Origin of the sequence: Halomonas lysinitropha, assembly GCF_902500215.1 — a bacterium.
Lineage (GTDB): Bacteria > Pseudomonadota > Gammaproteobacteria > Pseudomonadales > Halomonadaceae > Halomonas > Halomonas lysinitropha.
The window spans coordinates 302,805-316,471 of the sequence record NZ_CABVOU010000046.1; the positions used below are offsets into that span (position 1 = coordinate 302,805).

A 13,667-nucleotide genomic window follows, 5' to 3' on the forward strand; every position below is an offset into this window, starting at 1 on the left:
GGCCCCGAGCCAGGAGAGCGATGCCATGCGTCTGACACCAAGATCCGATTCCCCGAGGGCCGGTGGGCTGGGCATTTCCCGTCGCCAGTTCCTCAAACGTAGCGGGGCCACCACCGGCGGGCTCGCCGCCGCGGGTTTCATGGGCGCCCCCATGATGCAGCGCACCGAGGCCGACGAGAAGACCGCCGTCTCCGATGCCCCGGTGGAGACCAAGCGGACCGTCTGTTCCCACTGTTCGGTGGGCTGCGGCGTCTATGCCGAGGTCCAGGAGGGCATCTGGACCAAGCAGGAACCCGCCTTCGATCATCCCATCAATCGTGGGGCCCATTGCGCCAAGGGCGCGTCGTTGCGTCAGCACGGCCATTCGAGCCGCCGCCTCAAGTACCCCATGAAACTGGTGGGCGGCGAGTGGCAGCGGCTGAGCTGGGAGGAGGCCATCGAGGAGATCGGCAACAAGGTGCTGGAGCTCACCGAGGCGAACGGTCCGGACAGCATCTACTGGCTGGGGTCGGCCAAGTTCAACAACGAGCAGGCCTATCTGCTGCGCAAGTTCGCCGCCCTGGCCGGCACCAACAACACTGACCACCAGGCGCGTATCTGCCACTCCACCACCGTGGCCGGGGTGGCCAACACCTGGGGCTACGGAGCGATGACCAACTCGCTCAATGATATCCAGCACAGCAAGTCGATCATGTTCATCGGCTCCAACCCCTCCGAGGCGCACCCGGTGGCCATGCAGCACATCCTGCTGGCCAAGGAGAAGAGCCAGGCAGAAATCATCGTCGTCGATCCTCGCTTCACCCGCACGGCGGCCAAGGCCGACAGTTTCGTGCGGATTCGTCCCGGGTCCGACGTGGCCTTCATCTGGGGACTGCTGTGGCACATCTTCGAGAGCGGCTGGGAAGATCGGGAGTACATCGACCAGCGCGTCTACGCCATGGACGAGGTGCGCGCCGAGGTGGCCCAGTTCCCGCCCGATGTCGTCGAGAACATCACCGGCGTCGGCGAGGAGGCAATGCGCGACACCGCGCGGCGTCTGGCCGAGAACCGCCCAGGCTGCATCGTCTGGTGCATGGGCGGCACCCAGCACACCACCGGCAACAACAACACCCGCGCCTACTGCATTCTCGAGTTGGCCCTGGGCAACATCGGCAAGTCCGGCGGCGGAGCGAACATCTTCCGCGGCCACGACAACGTCCAGGGTGCTACCGACCTGGGTCTGATGTCCCACTCGCTGCCCGGCTACTATGGGCTATCCGAAGGTGCCTGGAAGCACTGGTCCCGCGTGTGGGATCTGGACTACGAGTGGGTCAAGGGGCGTTTCGACCAGGCCGAGTACACCGATGGCAAGCCGATGCACTCGAGCGGTATCACCGTCTCGCGCTGGATCGATGGCGTTCTCGAGCAGGAAGAGGACATCTCCCAGCGTACCCGCCTCAAGGCGATGTTCTACTGGGGGCACGCGGTCAATTCCCAGACCCGCGGTCCCGAGATGCAGCAGGCCATGAAGCAGCTCGAGATGATGGTCATCGTCGATCCCTACCCCACCGTGGCCGGGGTCATGCACGACCGTCAGGACGGCGTCTTCCTGCTGCCCGCCTGCACCCAGTTCGAGACCACCGGCAGCGTCACCGCCACCAACCGCTCCATACAGTGGCGCGACAAGGTGATCGAGCCGCTGTTCGAGTCCAAGCCGGATCACGAGATCATGTACCTGCTGGCCAGAAAGCTGGGCTTCGGTGATGAGCTGGTCAAGAACTTCCAGATGAACGGCGATGAACCACTGATCGAGGATATCACCCGGGAATTTAACGCCGGCATGTGGACGGTGGGCTATACCGGTCAGAGTCCGGAGCGTCTCAAGGCCCACCAGCAGAACTGGCACACCTTCAGCTTCCGTGACCTTCAGGCCGAGGGCGGGCCTGTCGACGGCGACTACTATGGCCTGCCCTGGCCCTGCTGGGGCAACGCCGAGATGGGCCACCCCGGCACGCCGATCCTCTATGACACCAGCAAGAAGGTGTCCGAGGGCGGCCTGACCTTCCGTGCCCGCTTCGGCATCGAGCGTGACGGCGAGAACCTCCTCGCCGATGGTTCGTACAGTGAAGGCTCCGAGCTGGAGGACGGCTATCCGGAGTTCACCGATACCATGCTCAAGGATCTCGGCTGGTGGGACGACCTGACCGACGCCGAGAAGGCCGAGGCGGAAGGCAAGAACTGGAAGACCGATCTCTCCGGCGGCATCCAGCGCGTAGCGATCGCCCACGAGTGCTCGCCTTTCGGCAATGCCAAGGCGCGCTGCAACGTCTGGACCTTCCCCGACCCCATTCCCAAGCACCGCGAGCCGCTCTACACCAGCCGCCGCGACCTGGTGGCCGACTACCCCACCTGGGACGACGTGGCCTCCCACTACCGCCTGCCCACCCTCTACAAGACCATTCAGGACAAGGATGTCACCGGGGACTACCCCATCATCCTCACTTCGGGACGCCTGGTGGAGTACGAGGGCGGCGGCGAGGAGACCCGCTCCATGTCCTGGCTCGCCGAACTGCAGCAGGAGATGTTCGTCGAGATCAATCCGGCCCTGGCCAACGATCTGGCCATCGCCGAGGGCGACATGGTGTGGGTCGAGGGTGCCGAAGGCGGCCGCGTGAAGGTCAAGGCGCTGGTCACCCCCCGGGTCGCCCGCGAAGTGGTCTTCATGCCCTTCCACTTCGGCGGCATGTTCCAGGGCGAGAGCCTGCACGACCGCTATCCGGAAGGTTCGGCACCCTATGTGCTGGGCGAGGCGGCCAACACCGCCACCACCTACGGCTATGACTCGGTGACCCAGATGCAGGAAACCAAGTGCACCCTGTGTCGCATCGAGAAGGCAAGCTGAGGAGAACACCATGGCCACTATGAAGTTTATGTGCGACGCGGAGCGCTGCATCGAGTGCAACGGCTGCGTCACTGCCTGCAAGAATGCCAACGAGGTGGAATGGGGCATTCAGCGTCGTCGCGTGGTCACGCTCAACGACGGCGAGCCCAGCGAAGTCTCGATCTCGGTAGCCTGCATGCACTGCGACGATGCGCCCTGCATTGCCGTCTGCCCCACCGAGACCCTGTTCCAGCGCGATGACGGCATCGTGCTGCACGACAAGGATCTTTGCATCGGCTGCGGCTACTGCCTCTACGCGTGCCCGTTCGGCGCCCCGCAGTTCCCCAAGGAGAACGCCTTCGGCGAGCGGGGCAAGATGGACAAGTGTACTTTCTGTGCCGGCGGTCCGGCGGAAACTGCAGAAGAGGAGTACCAGAAGTACGGGGCCAACCGGATCGCCGAGGGCAAGCTACCGCTGTGCGCCGAGATGTGCTCGACCAAGGCGCTGCTGGCCGGTGATGCCCAGGAGGTCGCCGATATCTTCCGCCAGCGGGTCGTGCAACGAGGGCACAAGGATGGCGGCTGGTCCGGCAATCAGCGCCGCGAACAGAATCGCGCTCGCACGGGTCAGCCGGATCTCTCGGCGGCGGATACCCTCGCCTATGATGCTACCCAGCAGGGGTAAGGAGGTCATGTCATGAGCAAGTCCATACCCTGGTGGGCGCTGTGGCGATTGCCCCTGCTGGCGCTGGTCCTGGTGGCCAGCCTGGGGGCTGCCCAGTTTGCCCTGGCTCAGGCCGACCCGGATCGAGAAGCGGCCACGGCAGTACCTGCCGTGGATGCCGATGCCTGGCGGCAGATCAAGAGCGGAGAAACCGGTCCCAACTACCGGGATAGCCGCTTCGACTCCAACTACAACCTGATCAACGCCAGTGGCGAGACCTGGCGGCAGATCCGTGACCGCTGGGTGTCGCCCTTCGGGGTGATCGCCGTGGTCGGGATGATCGTCGTGATCGCCCTCTTCTACCTGGTGTTCGGGCGCAAGAAGCTCGATGAGCCGCGCACGGGCCGCAAGCTACCGCGCTGGTCGCTGATGGTCAGGTCCCTGCACTGGACGGTGGCAACGCTGTTCATTCTGCTCGCGCTGACGGGGCTCAACCTGGCCTTTGGCAAGGCCATCTTCCGTCCGGTATTCGGGGATGGCGCATGGGCAGCCATGATGTCCGGCACCAAGCTGATCCACAACTATCTGGGCCCCTTGTTCGGCATCCTGCTGGTGATCCTGCTGGTGCGACTGCTGGCGGACAACATTCCCCGCAAGCACGACCTGAACTGGTTTGCCAAGGGCGGAGGCCTGATCGGCAAGGGACACCCTGATGCGGGCTTCGCCAACGCCGGCGAGAAGGTGTGGTACTGGCTGCTCGCCACTGCCGGCATCGCCGTGATCATCAGCGGCCTGGTGATGGACTTCCCCAACTACGGCCAGGGCCGCGATACCATGCAGTGGGCCAATATCATCCATGCTGTCGGTGCCTTCGGCCTGACGGCGGTCGCCCTGGGTCATATCTATATCGGCACCCTCGGCACGGAGGGCTCCTTCGAGGCCATGGCCACCGGCTACGTGGACGAGACCTGGGCCAAGGAGCACCACAACCTCTGGTACGAGCAGGTCAAGGATCAGGCCATTCCCGGGGAACAGCTGGAGGCCGCCAGTAGATCCTCGACGGGGGACGAGCCGGAACCTCGATCGGGATGAACGTTGGTAAAGACGTCGCCATCGACACCGCCTACGGGCGGTGTCTTTTGTTAAGCTGGTTCGACAGACGCCATCGCCACCCCGAGGAGCCAACATGCAGCATCTCGACGACGCCACTCGCACCGAACTCGAGGCGGCCGCCTTTCGCCGCCTGCTCCACCACCTGGACGAGCACAAGGAGGTGCAGAATATCGACCTCATGATCCTCGCCGACTTCTGCCGCAACTGCCTCTCCAAGTGGCTGGTGGCCGCCGCCGACGAGCGCGGCGCCGACCTCGACTACGATGCCGCCCGGGAGTACGTCTACGGGATGCCCTACGCGGAGTGGAAGGCCAAGTACCAGCAGGACGCCACCCCCGAGCAGACGGCCGCCTTCGAGGCGCGCCAGGCCGAAAAGCGGGAGCAGAAGGACGCATGAGCGAGCCGATGATTCCCCTCTCCATTGCGGTGTTGACCATCTCCGATACCCGCAACGAGGAGACCGACCGCAGTGGCCAGGCCTTGGTCGAGCGCCTCACGTCTGCCGGGCACGCCCTGCACGAGAAGCGCATCGTGCCCGATGACGTCTACCGCATCCGTGCCGTGGTGGCGGGCTGGATCGCCGATCCCGACACCCAGGTGATCCTGACTACCGGCGGCACCGGCTTCACCGGCCGTGACTCCACGCCCGAGGCGGTCTCGGTCCTGCTCGACAAGCAGATCGAAGGCTTCGGCGAGCTTTTCCGCCACCTATCCTGGCAGGAGATCGGCAGTTCCACCGTGCAGAGCCGCTGCCTGGGCGGCCTTGCTAACGCCACCGTGGTCTTCTGCCTGCCCGGCTCCACCGGCGCCTGCCGCACCGCCTGGAACGGCATCCTGGCCGAGCAGCTCGACAGCCGGCACAAGCCATGTAACTTCGCAAATCTTGTCATCCCGGAGCGAGGCCAACATGTCTGAGAATCACCACGACGGGCACAAGCCATGTAACTCTTTACAAGTTCAGGCGAATCTTGTGATACCCGAGCGAGGCCAGCATGTCTGAGAATCACCACGACGGGCACAAGCCATGTAACTCTTTACAAGTTCAGGCAAATCTTGTGATACCCGAGCGAGGCCAGCATGGCTGATCTACAAACGGTCGAGGCAGCACTGGCGGCGCTGTTGCGTGACGTAATCCCGACCCCGTCGGAATTCCTTCCCTGTAACCAGGCCGCAGGCCGCGTACTCGCCGAGGCCATCGAGGCCCGGCTCGACGTGCCGGCCTTCGACAACAGTGCCATGGACGGCTATGCCCTACACCATCGTGATGCCGGCAAGCGATTGCCGATCGGCCAGCGCATCGCCGCGGGCTCGCCGGCCGTGCCCCTGGCGCCCGGCACCTGCGCGCGCATCTTCACCGGGGGCGAGATCCCCCCGGGCGCCGACTGCGTGGTGATGCAGGAAGGTGTCGAGGTGATGTCCGACCTGGCCGCGATACCGCCCGACATCCCGGCCGGGGACAATATTCGCCGCCGCGGACGTGATGTGGCGGCGGGCGATCCTCTACTGCCGGCCGGCGAGCGGCTGGAGGCTGCGGCGCTGGGCCACCTGGCCGGCCAGGGCATCACCGAGGTGATGGTGCGCCGACGTCCTCGAGTGGCGCTGCTCTCCACCGGTGACGAGATCGTCGACCCGGGCCGGCCCCTTGCCGCAGGCCAGATCTATAACTCCAACCGGCCAATGCTCAAGCGACTCCTCGAGCGCTTCGGCGCAGAGCTGACGCTGGTCACTTCGATTCCCGATGATCCCGCGGGAACCCGCGAGACATTGAGCGCCGCCGCCCTGGAGGCCGATCTGGTGATCAGTACTGGCGGCGTCAGCGTCGGCGAGGAGGATCACGTCAAGGACGCACTGGCCTCACTGGGCCAGCTTGATCTGTGGCGATTGGCGATCCGCCCCGGCAAGCCCCTCGCCCTGGGGCGCCTGCCGGGAAGGGAGGGTCGCGAGGTGCGCTTCGTCGGCCTGCCCGGGAACCCGGTCTCCTGCTTCGTCGGGGCCTGGCTGTTCCTGCGTCCGCTGCTCGGCGCGCTGCAGGGCTGTCCGGCACTCGCGCAGCTGCCCTGCCTGCGAGCCCGCGCGGATTTCTCCACGCAAACCGGCCCGAGGCGCCATTACATGCGGGTGGTACTCGACTTCGGCAAGGAGGGAGTCATCGCCCGGGCCTTTCGGGACCAGAACTCCGGCGTGCTGTCATCCTGCGTCAGCGCTGATGCGCTGGCGGTGATTCCCGCCGAGAGCCGGATCGAACCGGGCGATACGGTTGACTGTCTGTGGCTCAGGGTCGAGTGACTGGCCCATTGGGCGGGACAACTTCCAGGGCATCCTTGACCGCGGGCCAGAGCCGGTCGAAGTCACGGGCGAGTCCCTCATAGTCTTCCTCCAGCCAGGGCACCAGTTCGGCGAGGCGGTTGGGGCCCGAAAGTCGCCGACCGATGCTCTCGATGGCCAGGCAAGTAAACGCGAAGTCGGCATAGCGATTGAGCCAGTCCTGCTCCACCAGAATCGGCATCATGGGCGCCAATCGCGCCGGGGCGGGTCGCCCCGCCAGTATCCGGTAGCACCGATCGGTCAATCTGCACCGCTCGTCACTCGCCAGGGTCCGAGCCATGAAATGGTCCCAGACTAGATCCAGGGCAATGCCGGCATAGCGGCGCTGCCTTCGAGGTGCCCGAGCCAGGACTTCCGTGACCACGGGATGACGGTCGACAAAGGCGTCCACCCGTCGATGATGCCGAATGCCGGCAGCCTGCTCGGCATTCCAGGTCGACAGGTCAGCGCCCTTCACTCCGTCGGCGATCAGGTTGCCGAAAAGGAAATCATCACTGCCGCCCCGGGCAAGCCAGCCGTGGGCAAGGAAATTCACGAGTAACGAATCACAGGCAATGGGTGGGTTTGGGTAGCCCGGCCAGGCGAGCCGCGACCTTGGCGGGACTGCCCGGAAAGAGGCGCATCAGATAGATGGAACGCCCCTTCTCGGGGCCCAGGATTTGTCCTACCGACTTGACCAGAGGGCGCATGGCAGGGGCCATTTCGTAGCGAGCATAGAAGTCGCGCAGCACCTCGAGGATTTCCCAGTGCTCTGATGTTAACGCGATGCCTTCCTCGGTAGCCAACGCTTCGGCCACTGCGGGAGACCAGTCATTCATGTCGACGAGATAGCCTTCAGGATCAAGTCCGTATTTTTTTGATTCAATGGATAGATAACGGTATATTTCTGCGCTTGCCATCAGTACCAGCTCACCGTGCGTTCGGCTTCCTCGGTCAATTCCACAAAGCCATCCACGTCGACCACCTGCACACTGGCGTCACAAAGACCGAGCAGACCGCGGGACGCCAGATCTTCCTTCAGGGCGAAGAGGCGTCCCTCCAGGCCGGCGTAGTAAGGCACCAGTTGAGGGAGCGCCCCCTGAACCCCATCTTCGATCAACAGCAGGCGATCTTCGGATGACATGCCGGACAGGGCCTGTTGATAGACTCGGCTCGTCGCCGGTGAACGGTTCACGACGTGCAGTAGCATTGGCGCACTCCTTGCGACAGGGCTAGAAGGTCAACACCAGACGATGTCCGGACAGGACACGCGCCAGTGCCGCAGACGACAAACACTCCACCTCGAGCATCAGCTCTTCACTCGAGAGGCCGAGACACGACAGCCCCTGCGCGTCCACCAGCAGGGTCTCGATATCATACATCTCCAGCATCTCCAGCGTCGCGGCGGTGCCCTTCTGTCCCAAGGCACCTGTCTGCTGATTCGTCATCAGCGCCGTCACGCCCTCCCCCATGAACAACAGGGAGACACGGCGTCCGAAGGCTGCGGCAACCAGAGCGGCATCCAGGCCTTCCTTCAACCAACTGCTGCCGTGGGGACCGTGGCGCAGGATAACCAGCAGATCGTTGTCGTCGTGCTGTTCTCGCATTGCGACTCCATCGAACCAGTTCAGGGGCCGAAAGTGACCAGCCGATCGCAGCGCGTGCCCAAGTCAATCAATTGGCCGAGCCCCGTCAGCTCGAATGGGGCCTGCACACTGACACCGTCCTTGCCATGCCGAACCGCCTCCCGCTCGTCCAGCAGGCCACGGCGCAGCGCAGCGGCAATACAGACCTGCAGCGCAACCCGGTGCTCATTGGCGAGCGAGACCCACGCCTCCCCGAGATGCGGCTCATCCTGGGGAGGCGCGGCCAACCCTGCCGCATTTTGCACGCCATCATGATAGAAGAATACTGCCTCGAGGCGGTGACCCCGTTCCACCACGGCATGGGCGAAGCGCAGGGCGGAATGGCTCGCCTGATTACTGTAGGGGGCACCCATCAACAGAATGGCATAGCGCATGGGATCCTCCTGAAACAGCCTGGCCCCGCCGCAAGGCGAGGCCAGGCTTGCGAGATATAATGCTCGCCGTCAGTCCGAACTCATTATCCCCAGGATGGAGAGGAGGCTGACAAACAGGTTGTAGATCGAGACATAGAGCGTAATCGTGGCGAGGATGTAATTGGTTTCACCGGCCCGATGTACGATCTCGCTGGTCTGGTAGAGGATGGCGGCCGAGGCAAACAGCACGAAGCCAGCCGACACCATCAATGAAAGCGCCGGAATCTGCAGGAAGATGGCCGCCACCATGGCCAGGATCAGCACGATGGCACCGGCCATCAGAAAGTTCGCCAGGAAGCTGAAGTCCTTGCGCGTAATCAGCGCCACGGCCGAGAGGCCGACGAAGGTCGCGCCGGTCATGCCGAGTGCGGTCATGATCAACTGGGCACCATTGGGCAGCGTGAGATAGGCGCTGAGAATCGGCCCCAGGGTAAAGCCCATGAAGCCGGTGAAGGCAAAGGTGGAGAGCAGGCCAAGCGCCGAATTGGCGGTCTTGTGCACCAGGAACATCAGGCCATAGGCACCGATGAAGAACACAAAGATGTTCATCCGCTCGATGCCCATCGCCATGGCGGCGCCGGCCGTCAAGGCAGAGAACAACAAGGTCATCGCCAGCAAGCCATAGGTATTGCGCAGGACCTTGCTGGTCTCGACAGCCTGGGTCTGCTGCCCTGTCATCTGCGTGTTCTGCGTGTCTTGGTAAGCCATGGATCCGTAGCTCCCTGTAAGGTTGATCTTGCACTAGACCTAGAATGCCGTCAGAAGGTTCCCGACGCAAGAGACTGGCTAGTCTGGCTTCAACGCGCTTTCTGCGGTCATGGCCTCGGCCAGTACCCTGCGCGCCACATCAAGGGCCGAGTCACAGACCTCCCCATCACCCTGCTCGAGCGCCTCGAGGTCCATCCAGCGCAGCTCAGTGGCATCGTCGGCTGCCGCCTCCAAGCCACCCTGCCATTCCATTTGAACCACCACGATGACGAAGTGCATCCTCAACAGGCCTGCTTCATCGTGGTCGAAAAGATCGATGGCTGTCAGGATACGCCGGGGCGCAGCGATCACACCGGTCTCTTCCAACAGCTCTCGCGTCGCGGCCTGTTGAAGGCTTTCCCCCGCTTCTACCTTGCCACCGGGCAAGGCCAGCATGCCCGCGTTCGGCGGATTGCGTCGTCGCACCATGAGGATATGATCTCCCCTGATCACCGCGGCCGACACCGCGGGGACCGGAAGCACCCCTGTATGCACTCTGGGGTCAAGCATGATGCTCTCCTGGCGTTACCGACGATTCCATTGTGCCTCACCTGGCACGAGAGGCCTAACATCTTGATCCCTTGGCGCTCTTGACCCGGTGAGGAAAACTGGTAGTATGCCCATCCGTGAGCCGGAGGGATGGCAGAGCGGTTGAATGCACCGGTCTTGAAAACCGGCAAGGGTTAATAGCCCTTCCAGGGTTCGAATCCCTGTCCCTCCGCCAACCGCCTATATCAAGGGCGGTTTTTTTGTGTCATGCAGAATCACAGCCCCTTCAATATCAACGGCTTACACTATCACCTTGTATCAGGAGGCATTACCACCTATCTTCTAAGCGCAAATCCTTTGTTGGGTACGTCGTGGGGTAGGTGAGATGCCGAGGAAAGCCCGAGAGTTAGCACCCGTTGAGATCAAGCGCCTGACGAGCCCAGGCCTGTACGCCGTGGGAGGCGTGGCCGGCCTGCATCTGCAGGTGACCGAGAGAGGCGCCCGGTCGTGGATTCTCCGCGTCACCATTGCCGGCAAGCGCCGCGACCTTGGCCTAGGCGGGTATCCTGATGTCACCCTGGCCATGGCCCGAGAGAAGGCCCGAACGACTCGCGAGAGCATCGCCCAGGGCATCGACCCGGTAGCCGAGCGCCAACGCCTGCGATCGACCGCCCTGGCTGAACGGCTCAGGGATATGACGTTCGAGAAGGCTGCCGAGGCTGTCATTGCCAAGAAGCAGGCCGAAGCCCGCAACGCGAAGCATGGCAAGCAGTGGGCGAGCACCCTGGAGACCTACGCCTATCCGATCCTTGGCCCCATGAGCGTGGCCGATATCGAGCTGGCGCACGTCAAGCAAGTGCTCGAGCCCATCTGGCAGGAAAAGACCGAGACCGCGACCCGGGTTCGCCAGCGCATCGAGGCCGTCCTGTCGTGGGCTGCCGTCCACGGCCATCGCAGCGGCGAGAACCCCGCCCGCTGGAAAGGCAACCTGGATGCCGTGCTCCCGGCGCCTGCCAAGGTCTCCAAGGTGGAACATCACCGCGCCATGCCCATCGATGAAATGCACGCCTTCATGGAAGCCCTGGAGAAGCGCCAGGGCATCGCCGCCAAGTGCCTGGCCTTCACCATCCTGACCGCCGCCCGATCTGGCGAGGCCCGGGCCGCGACGTGGGAGGAGATCGACCTGGTCGCCAAGGTGTGGACGATCCCAGGCGAACGCATGAAGGCAGGCAGCGAACACCGCGTCCCCTTGTCAGCGCCGGCTGTGGAGCTGCTGAAGGCCCTACCACGCCATGCCGGCACCAGCCTGGCATTTCCCAGCCCCCAGGGGGGCAAGCTCTCCGACGCCACCCTGGCCGCCGTGCTCAAGCGAATGAACGTCTACGAGAAGGCGACCGTTCACGGTTTCCGGTCCACCTTCCGCGATTGGACCGCCGAGCGCACCAGCACCCCGCACCACATCGCCGAGATGGCACTGGCCCACACGATCAAGAATCACGCCGAGGCCGCCTATCGCCGCGGCGACCTGCTGGAGAAGCGTGCCAAGCTGATGAAGCAGTGGGCGACCTTCCTGGCCACCGCACCAGCCCAGGCCGAGAATGTCACCCCGATCCGAGGCGCCGGCAAGGAAACCACCGAGGCATAACCGGAAGCCCTGGCGCCTGACCCCTGCGGATTTTGCGGATTTGCGGAGAACCGCGACAGCACTGGCCCGGTCCCTTGCGGATGCGCTGCGGATGAGTTGCGGATAACCGGCAGCGCTTCACGTCCGTGGCGTTGCCGGCCTGGCAGCGCCACCCCCCTCCCCTTCAATTCCCGCTGGCCCCATCTGTACCGATGCCCGCTGAGATCCAGCCAAGACATTATCGGAACGGGCCCCATCAATGCAGCCCCTGGAGGAAGTATCAATGCAGCCCCTGGAGGAAGTAGGGAGGGGGGACAATATTAATTGGTGAATATTTGAACTTGAAAAACGCACTTACAATGAATTTATTTCACTTATAAGCGTGTTTTAAGCGTGAAAGTAAATCCACCAGTTCAAGAACTATGTAACTCCCTCCCGAACATTAAACTCCAGGGTTCAAAGTAAACCCTAGGGTTTACTAATTACATGATTTGCAAGGGATATATCCGATACCTATGATTCGCCGTACTCTTCCATGAGATACGGTGAAACCGATGAACAAGCCCAGCAGCACCCCCGAAGCATCCCCCGTTTTCCTGACTGCCTCACAAGTGGCAGCCCGTGAAAACGTGAGCGTGCCGACCATCTGGCGCTGGTCGCGTGATGGCAAGTTCCCTGCCCCTGTGCGTCTGGGCGATAACTGCACACGCTGGCGCTTGGCTGACCTGGAGGCGTGGGAAGCATCACGCGGGCAGGTGGCCTGATGCTTGCCGACACCACCCCCCACCACTACCATGAACGAGCTGCGGTCAATCCCGTGGCCCGGTTTGGCGACCGGAATCATCCGAGGCGCACCAGCGCCATCCGCGAAACAGGCGCTTTTTTCATGCCTGCACTTCGCGAATATGGCGGCTGTGCGTGGGAGGCCTTCGGGCCTGCCGGTTCCCTTGGATGCCGGTTCGCCAACCTGCGTACAGCCGCCCCCAAGCACTGTTTGGCGACAGTCGGGGACGGTTCCACTATCCAAGGAGCCTTACCCATGCGATTCCCTACCCGCAATCCGTTCGCGCGCGCCGCTGCCCACCGGGCAATGGCTCGAGCCGCGCTGTTCTCGGATTCAAGCGCCGCCGTCCGGCTGAAGCGCTACAACCACCACATGAGCAAGGCCCGCCGCCTGGAATCCCGAGAGATCGGGCAGGAGGTGGCCCAATGACCACCCGTCACCAGTTCTTCCGGGTCCAACTGCTGACCACCGGAACCACCACCGACATCACCACCACGGATTGGGAGGAGGCCTTAATCAAGACCGGTCGCCGAGATGCCGCCGTTTTGATGCGATGCACATTGCCAGAACTCCCCGGAGAAGCTGGGCCAGAACTCCCCGAAGAAGCGGTCGTTGCCATCCACCTACCCCTAGGGCATGAGGCTGGCCCGTGCCTCCATGTTGCCGAAACCGCCGAGCAAGCCCTGGCCGATGCTCGTCAGTGTGATGAGGTGACGCCATGAACGACGCTTCAACGAACCCCGCCCTGGAGCTTGTCGAGCTCCTGGAGTCCCTGGAGCGAGCCGACTACCCCTGGTCCTTCGTGGTAGGCGGGCAGGCGCGCCGCTTGCGTCGCGTCCAAGGCAGCAACGTCGACACCGCCCTGCACAAGCTGGAAGGCATCGCCGATGTGATCGAGGCCGCCAGCCTAGTCGATCGCGACACGCGGGCCCGCCTTGGCGAGCTGGTGACCCAGGCATGGTCCCTGCAGTACCGCAACGCCTGGCCCGATCTGACGGCCACCCCCGACCCCACCCCCGCACC

18 protein-coding genes and 1 tRNA gene are annotated in these 13,667 nt (G+C 63.5%); 12 read left to right on the plus strand and 7 right to left on the minus strand.

The annotated features are described in order from the left end of the window. Window positions 1–25 precede the first annotated feature (25 nt). From HALO32_RS17335 to HALO32_RS17360, 6 genes are all read left to right on the plus strand, one after another. The gene (locus HALO32_RS17335; RefSeq protein ID WP_151445142.1) at window positions 26–2,881 is read left to right on the plus strand and encodes a molybdopterin-dependent oxidoreductase; all 2,856 of its coding nucleotides are present in this window, start codon (window positions 26–28) and stop codon (window positions 2,879–2,881) included. A gap of 10 nt (window positions 2,882–2,891) precedes the next feature. Then, complete coding sequence (gene fdh3B, locus HALO32_RS17340) at window positions 2,892–3,545, plus strand: formate dehydrogenase FDH3 subunit beta (protein WP_151445143.1); 654 nt, start codon at window positions 2,892–2,894, stop codon at window positions 3,543–3,545. A 12-nt stretch (window positions 3,546–3,557) separates the two neighbouring features. Beyond that, window positions 3,558–4,616: a formate dehydrogenase subunit gamma gene (locus HALO32_RS17345; RefSeq protein WP_151445144.1), complete on the plus strand. Its 1,059-nt coding sequence runs from the start codon at window positions 3,558–3,560 to the stop codon at window positions 4,614–4,616. Window positions 4,617–4,710: 94 nt separating this feature from the next. Beyond that, window positions 4,711–5,034: a DUF1244 domain-containing protein gene (locus HALO32_RS17350; protein WP_151445145.1), complete on the plus strand. Its 324-nt coding sequence runs from the start codon at window positions 4,711–4,713 to the stop codon at window positions 5,032–5,034. Next, entirely contained in the window at window positions 5,031–5,552 is a 522-nt protein-coding gene (moaB, locus tag HALO32_RS17355) for a molybdenum cofactor biosynthesis protein B (protein WP_151445146.1), read from the plus strand. The genes HALO32_RS17350 and moaB overlap by 4 nt, the downstream gene beginning before the upstream one ends. Before the next feature lie 162 nt (window positions 5,553–5,714). Then, entirely contained in the window at window positions 5,715–6,923 is a 1,209-nt protein-coding gene (locus HALO32_RS17360) for a molybdopterin molybdotransferase MoeA (RefSeq protein WP_151445147.1), read from the plus strand. Here HALO32_RS17360 and HALO32_RS17365 read toward each other — a convergent pair. From HALO32_RS17365 to HALO32_RS17395, 7 genes are all read right to left on the minus strand, one after another. Beyond that, complete coding sequence (locus tag HALO32_RS17365; RefSeq protein ID WP_151445148.1) at window positions 6,910–7,497, minus strand: acyl carrier protein phosphodiesterase; 588 nt, start codon at window positions 7,495–7,497, stop codon at window positions 6,910–6,912. The genes HALO32_RS17360 and HALO32_RS17365 overlap by 14 nt on opposite strands. Window positions 7,498–7,507: 10 nt before the next feature. Next, window positions 7,508–7,861 (minus strand): TusE/DsrC/DsvC family sulfur relay protein, encoded by a 354-nt coding sequence (locus tag HALO32_RS17370; RefSeq protein WP_151445149.1) that lies wholly within the window; start codon window positions 7,859–7,861, stop codon window positions 7,508–7,510. Further along, window positions 7,861–8,151 (minus strand): sulfurtransferase complex subunit TusB, encoded by a 291-nt coding sequence (tusB, locus tag HALO32_RS17375; RefSeq protein WP_151445150.1) that lies wholly within the window; start codon window positions 8,149–8,151, stop codon window positions 7,861–7,863. The genes HALO32_RS17370 and tusB overlap by 1 nt, the downstream gene beginning before the upstream one ends. Window positions 8,152–8,173: 22 nt before the next feature. Then, a complete protein-coding gene (gene tusC / locus HALO32_RS17380; RefSeq protein WP_151445151.1) occupies window positions 8,174–8,548 on the minus strand; it encodes a sulfurtransferase complex subunit TusC in 375 nt (124 codons plus the stop codon). A 20-nt stretch (window positions 8,549–8,568) separates the two neighbouring features. Next, window positions 8,569–8,961, minus strand: coding sequence for a sulfurtransferase complex subunit TusD (tusD, locus tag HALO32_RS17385; RefSeq protein WP_151445152.1), 393 nt, complete (start codon window positions 8,959–8,961; stop codon window positions 8,569–8,571). A 69-nt stretch (window positions 8,962–9,030) separates the two neighbouring features. Further along, window positions 9,031–9,708: a Bax inhibitor-1/YccA family protein gene (locus tag HALO32_RS17390; RefSeq protein WP_151445153.1), complete on the minus strand. Its 678-nt coding sequence runs from the start codon at window positions 9,706–9,708 to the stop codon at window positions 9,031–9,033. Between the two features lie 78 nt (window positions 9,709–9,786). After that, complete coding sequence (locus HALO32_RS17395) at window positions 9,787–10,257, minus strand: NUDIX hydrolase (protein WP_151445154.1); 471 nt, start codon at window positions 10,255–10,257, stop codon at window positions 9,787–9,789. A gap of 123 nt (window positions 10,258–10,380) precedes the next feature. Here HALO32_RS17395 and HALO32_RS17400 point away from each other — a divergent pair. The 6 genes from HALO32_RS17400 to HALO32_RS17420 all read left to right on the plus strand — a co-directional run. Beyond that, window positions 10,381–10,471 (plus strand) — tRNA-Ser (locus tag HALO32_RS17400). Between the two features lie 150 nt (window positions 10,472–10,621). After that, on the plus strand, window positions 10,622–11,881 hold the full coding sequence (locus HALO32_RS17405) for a tyrosine-type recombinase/integrase (protein WP_151445155.1): 1,260 nt from the start codon (window positions 10,622–10,624) through the stop codon (window positions 11,879–11,881). Window positions 11,882–12,414: 533 nt separating this feature from the next. Beyond that, on the plus strand, window positions 12,415–12,624 hold the full coding sequence (locus HALO32_RS18345; protein ID WP_151445156.1) for a helix-turn-helix transcriptional regulator: 210 nt from the start codon (window positions 12,415–12,417) through the stop codon (window positions 12,622–12,624). Window positions 12,625–12,899: 275 nt separating this feature from the next. After that, window positions 12,900–13,073: a hypothetical protein gene (locus tag HALO32_RS18030; protein ID WP_192576544.1), complete on the plus strand. Its 174-nt coding sequence runs from the start codon at window positions 12,900–12,902 to the stop codon at window positions 13,071–13,073. After that, a complete protein-coding gene (locus HALO32_RS17415) occupies window positions 13,070–13,366 on the plus strand; it encodes a hypothetical protein (RefSeq protein ID WP_151445157.1) in 297 nt (98 codons plus the stop codon). Before HALO32_RS18030 ends, HALO32_RS17415 begins: the two co-directional genes overlap by 4 nt. Beyond that, window positions 13,363–13,667, plus strand: a 305-nt coding sequence (locus tag HALO32_RS17420) for a hypothetical protein (RefSeq protein WP_151445158.1), incomplete at its 3' end; no start/stop codon positions are given. The genes HALO32_RS17415 and HALO32_RS17420, both read left to right, overlap by 4 nt.

Excerpts from the sequence above, each read along its gene's own strand:
- HALO32_RS17370 (WP_151445149.1), bottom strand. The coding sequence starts at position 7,861 with ATGGCAAGCGCAGAAATATACCGTTATCTATCCATTGAATCAAAAAAA.
- HALO32_RS17350 (WP_151445145.1), top strand. The coding sequence starts at position 4,711 with ATGCAGCATCTCGACGACGCCACTCGCACCGAACTCGAGGCGGCCGCC.
- tusC (WP_151445151.1), bottom strand. The coding sequence starts at position 8,548 with ATGCGAGAACAGCACGACGACAACGATCTGCTGGTTATCCTGCGCCAC.
- HALO32_RS17395 (WP_151445154.1), bottom strand. The coding sequence starts at position 10,257 with ATGCTTGACCCCAGAGTGCATACAGGGGTGCTTCCGGTCCCCGCGGTG.
- HALO32_RS17335 (WP_151445142.1), top strand. The coding sequence starts at position 26 with ATGCGTCTGACACCAAGATCCGATTCCCCGAGGGCCGGTGGGCTGGGC.
- HALO32_RS17360 (WP_151445147.1), top strand. The coding sequence starts at position 5,715 with ATGGCTGATCTACAAACGGTCGAGGCAGCACTGGCGGCGCTGTTGCGT.
- HALO32_RS17345 (WP_151445144.1), top strand. The coding sequence starts at position 3,558 with ATGAGCAAGTCCATACCCTGGTGGGCGCTGTGGCGATTGCCCCTGCTG.
- tusD (WP_151445152.1), bottom strand. The coding sequence starts at position 8,961 with ATGCGCTATGCCATTCTGTTGATGGGTGCCCCCTACAGTAATCAGGCG.
- HALO32_RS17415 (WP_151445157.1), top strand. The coding sequence starts at position 13,070 with ATGACCACCCGTCACCAGTTCTTCCGGGTCCAACTGCTGACCACCGGA.
- HALO32_RS18030 (WP_192576544.1), top strand. The coding sequence starts at position 12,900 with ATGCGATTCCCTACCCGCAATCCGTTCGCGCGCGCCGCTGCCCACCGG.
- HALO32_RS17390 (WP_151445153.1), bottom strand. The coding sequence starts at position 9,708 with ATGGCTTACCAAGACACGCAGAACACGCAGATGACAGGGCAGCAGACC.
- moaB (WP_151445146.1), top strand. The coding sequence starts at position 5,031 with ATGAGCGAGCCGATGATTCCCCTCTCCATTGCGGTGTTGACCATCTCC.
- HALO32_RS17405 (WP_151445155.1), top strand. The coding sequence starts at position 10,622 with ATGCCGAGGAAAGCCCGAGAGTTAGCACCCGTTGAGATCAAGCGCCTG.
- HALO32_RS18345 (WP_151445156.1), top strand. The coding sequence starts at position 12,415 with ATGAACAAGCCCAGCAGCACCCCCGAAGCATCCCCCGTTTTCCTGACT.
- fdh3B (WP_151445143.1), top strand. The coding sequence starts at position 2,892 with ATGGCCACTATGAAGTTTATGTGCGACGCGGAGCGCTGCATCGAGTGC.
- tusB (WP_151445150.1), bottom strand. The coding sequence starts at position 8,151 with ATGCTACTGCACGTCGTGAACCGTTCACCGGCGACGAGCCGAGTCTAT.